This window comes from Xenorhabdus sp. NBAII XenSa04 (assembly GCF_963866145.1).
In the GTDB taxonomy this organism is placed as follows: domain Bacteria; phylum Pseudomonadota; class Gammaproteobacteria; order Enterobacterales; family Enterobacteriaceae; genus Xenorhabdus; species Xenorhabdus indica.
This window is the reverse complement of record NZ_CAWMEB010000071.1, coordinates 1-2,997: the sequence shown is the minus strand read 5'-3', so window position 1 is coordinate 2,997 and position 2,997 is coordinate 1. Positions and strand designations below refer to the sequence as shown.

The following is a 2,997-nucleotide window of genomic DNA, read 5'->3' as shown; positions in this document are numbered from 1 at the left end:
TCAACTGACCGCATAAAAAAACAACCAACACACTTTCACTCGGACATTTCTTGTTAATGCGACAGAGCCATTCGATGAGGTAAAAATGAAAATTACCGATCCAAAAAGAATGCAGATCCAATGGAGGAGTGCACCACTTGCCGTGTTGCTATCGGTTGCTCTATTTTTTATTCTGGATAGCTTTGGTGTATCTGATGAACTTAATGGTACTCTTCGGTCGTTTTTAAACGGTGCGACTACGGTTGCCTTATTTTTCGGAATAAATATTGTTGCCGCCAACCGAAGAGCACGGAAAAAACCATGAATTGTATATAGCCTAATCAAGTTTTGTTGGGCTTTTGGCATAACATCATCAGAAGGATCTCACACGAATGTGGATAATCAATGTTATTCAATCGATGAAATATTCATCACTTTCGAAGTGAAATTCTAACGGTGTTACTAACGCATCAAGTACCATTATCGGCGCTTTCCTTCATTTTCTCTTTATGTTAAGACTTCAGAAATACCAAAAAGCGATACAAAATAGTCATCTTTGTTTTACCCGTTTTTTGAATAACCAAATTACTTATGCATTATGAGTTACAAGTCATCCAGTTGATTAAAAATACCAACAATATCCCGAGAGCCATGCAGTATCCGTTCTATACGAACTTCTGTATCAAGAACCTGAAAGAAAATAACATAACGACCATAAGTGCTACTTCTGATCCCTTTCCCAAGTTCAGACCTTTCCCTATAAATTTCAGGTGCTTCTGCTAATAACAGGCATTGTTGGTATAACTCCTTGGTGAAACTGAGTGCTCTTACAGGATTATCTTGTGCAATCCAATCGCCAATTTCCTCAAGGTCGTATTCTGCTAAAGGCGAAATGCTTAGTTTCATTTGTCCTGATTACCTTCGGCCATATTCCCGTATTTCTTCATCAGGCGGTCAAAAACATCTTTGACTTCTTTACCTTCACCGCTTTGGATGCCAGCCATTATAGCACTTTTGAGCGATTCAACTTTTACTTGCTGCTCTTGTTCTTCTAACGCACGAAGACCAGCACGAATTACTTCACTTGTATTGTTATAGCGACCGCTATCAATCTGCTGGCGGATAAATTCTTCGAAATAAGGGCTAAGAGATACACTTGTTGGCATAGTCATTCCTCCGATGTCATTACTATCTATTAATAACTATCACTATAAACTAAGCGCATAATTTCGGCAATATTTTGATAAGTAATTGGACTTAGTAAGAGCCTTCGCCCTCAAGCCACGAGAAGTACATTGGTATGCTCAGCTCTTCCCCAAGCTGACGGCAATAATCGCGCATGAAGGCCCAATCCATCAACGAGCTACCTTCCTGACCATCAACGTTATGGTGCCAGAACTCCACTTTCGACTTGTCAACACCCATGTTCACCAGTCGCAAATACGCAGCAATGGAGTCTTTGCCTCCTGATAGGCAAACAATGATGTGGTCGTACAAATCCACATCCGGCGCAGAGAAATACATTGTTCTATCGTCACAATGCTGACTGGAAGATATGCCAGTTAAAACCGACTCCAGTGATGGCAACACCACCTGGTCATCGAACAAATCCCCTTGGTTTTCTCGTCTCAACATAAGCCGCTCTTTTTTCTTTACTAGGTTGTTTTTATGTATTACGGTTTTATAAAATGATTCTATAAAAAGTAAAGTTTTCAGAATGACTAACCACTCAGGAGAACTTGAGAAACACCAGAAAGCAATCTAAAGGTGGTTTTTCAGTGATTTGTGTTCAGGAATAACCTGTCGCGGTTGATAGGAAATCATCAAGAAGTGGCTTTTGGGTGGGGTTACGGTTCAAGGGGATGAGTATGTGGGAACGTTGCACGGTTAAAGGGAGTCGCACATGAAAACGAAAAAGCGGTTCATCGTATGGGCGAATTATGGTCTTGAGGGCTGGAGCATTTTTGGGTCTACCGATGACTGGGATGAAGCAGTATCTATCCGTTCAGAGGCGATAGAAGAGTGCGGCATTGATGAGGGCAACATCATTTTGGCAGAGAACAAAAACGAGCTGGTGGAAAAAACTGCGGCCAAGCAGATGACAGAGTGGCACCGGGAATTGGAAGCTGTCCTTATGACCTTGGATGACTGCCAAATGGAATGTGACGGCATGACATGGGCGGTAAGCCACCTGCTGAATGAAGCTGGTGTTCCGCATGATTGCATGTATGGCTTTGTGCGAAACGAACAGAATAAAGACATCGTTACCCCTCACTTTTGGGTTGTCATGGATGACGGATGGCTGGTGGATCTGAATGGCTGGTGGATCTGAGGCTTCGCATGTGGCTTGGAGATCACGACAGCATTCCTCATGGGGTATTCCATCCAGATAACGAGCCCGACTTCTTCTACAAGGGAGACCCGGTTCAAAAGCATAAAGGGATGAGATTGGGTAAGGCTGTCCTAGACATCATGACCGAAGGAAAACTTTCACATATGAAAGTTCCTGAACGATAAGACGGAGAGTAGAAGAGTGGAATTTGATTATGACAAGTCAGTCTCGAGTGCACATCTTGAGGCCGCAGGCTGGGGTATGGATGCCTTTAACCACTCCAACCCATTTGAGAGCCACGTCATCTACGTGCGTGACTACCGAAACGATCACGTCCGTCTGTTCACCATCAATCAAGCCGAGTTCGTATCGAAAGCGGCAAAGGGGAAGTTGAACACTAAGGAGGCTGACACGTTGGCACCTGTTTTGGTTGGCTATGCGAAATCAACAGAAACTTATCGGAGCTGGCAGAGAGTGTCGGGGGCAACAGAGCGATTGTACAGATCATCAACATCTACGCAGACTCTGGATTGTTGAGGCCTTTCATAGCTCGGGCTGCTGAGACAGTGCTAACTACCCAAGAGGTATTGGTCTTCTCATCGCAGGTTAAGAGCATGGATGTCTCCAATCATCCTGAATGGTTTAAGGGCCGGAGGTAGTTATGAAGTAACCGCTCAATTAACCCC

6 protein-coding genes and 1 pseudogene are annotated in these 2,997 nt (G+C 43.7%); 4 read left to right on the top strand and 3 right to left on the bottom strand.

From position 1 onward, the window contains the following. Positions 1-85 precede the first annotated feature (85 nt). Positions 86-304: a hypothetical protein gene (locus AAC147_RS03680; RefSeq protein ID WP_047685645.1), complete on the top strand. Its 219-nt coding sequence runs from the start codon at positions 86-88 to the stop codon at positions 302-304. A gap of 278 nt (positions 305-582) precedes the next feature. Here AAC147_RS03680 and AAC147_RS03675 read toward each other — a convergent pair whose 3' ends face one another. From AAC147_RS03675 to AAC147_RS03665, 3 genes and pseudogenes are all read right to left on the bottom strand, one after another. Then, positions 583-885: a type II toxin-antitoxin system RelE/ParE family toxin gene (locus AAC147_RS03675; protein WP_047685643.1), complete on the bottom strand. Its 303-nt coding sequence runs from the start codon at positions 883-885 to the stop codon at positions 583-585. Next, positions 882-1,145: a type II toxin-antitoxin system ParD family antitoxin gene (locus tag AAC147_RS03670; RefSeq protein WP_047685641.1), complete on the bottom strand. Its 264-nt coding sequence runs from the start codon at positions 1,143-1,145 to the stop codon at positions 882-884. The genes AAC147_RS03675 and AAC147_RS03670 overlap by 4 nt, the downstream gene beginning before the upstream one ends. A gap of 106 nt (positions 1,146-1,251) precedes the next feature. Continuing rightward, positions 1,252-1,614 (bottom strand): annotated as a pseudogene (locus AAC147_RS03665) (phosphohydrolase); the annotation flags it as partial. Between the two features lie 268 nt (positions 1,615-1,882). On the opposite strand from AAC147_RS03665, the gene AAC147_RS03660 reads away from it, so the two are divergent. The 3 genes from AAC147_RS03660 (at position 1,883) to AAC147_RS20040 (ending at position 2,848) form a co-directional block, all read left to right on the top strand. Next, positions 1,883-2,311, top strand: a complete 429-nt coding sequence (locus AAC147_RS03660; RefSeq protein WP_369793175.1) for a hypothetical protein — start codon at positions 1,883-1,885, stop codon at positions 2,309-2,311. Then, positions 2,278-2,496, top strand: a complete 219-nt coding sequence (locus tag AAC147_RS20045) for a hypothetical protein (protein WP_369793174.1) — start codon at positions 2,278-2,280, stop codon at positions 2,494-2,496. Before AAC147_RS03660 ends, AAC147_RS20045 begins: the two co-directional genes overlap by 34 nt. A gap of 124 nt (positions 2,497-2,620) precedes the next feature. Next, positions 2,621-2,848: a hypothetical protein gene (locus AAC147_RS20040; RefSeq protein ID WP_369793173.1), complete on the top strand. Its 228-nt coding sequence runs from the start codon at positions 2,621-2,623 to the stop codon at positions 2,846-2,848. Positions 2,849-2,997 lie beyond the last annotated feature (149 nt).

Coding starts and splice junctions, on each gene's coding strand:
- AAC147_RS03680 (WP_047685645.1), top strand. CDS start 86: ATGAAAATTACCGATCCAAAAAGAATGCAGATCCAATGGAGGAGTGCA.
- AAC147_RS03675 (WP_047685643.1), bottom strand. CDS start 885: ATGAAACTAAGCATTTCGCCTTTAGCAGAATACGACCTTGAGGAAATT.
- AAC147_RS03670 (WP_047685641.1), bottom strand. CDS start 1,145: ATGCCAACAAGTGTATCTCTTAGCCCTTATTTCGAAGAATTTATCCGC.
- AAC147_RS03660 (WP_369793175.1), top strand. CDS start 1,883: ATGAAAACGAAAAAGCGGTTCATCGTATGGGCGAATTATGGTCTTGAG.
- AAC147_RS20045 (WP_369793174.1), top strand. CDS start 2,278: ATGGCTGGTGGATCTGAATGGCTGGTGGATCTGAGGCTTCGCATGTGG.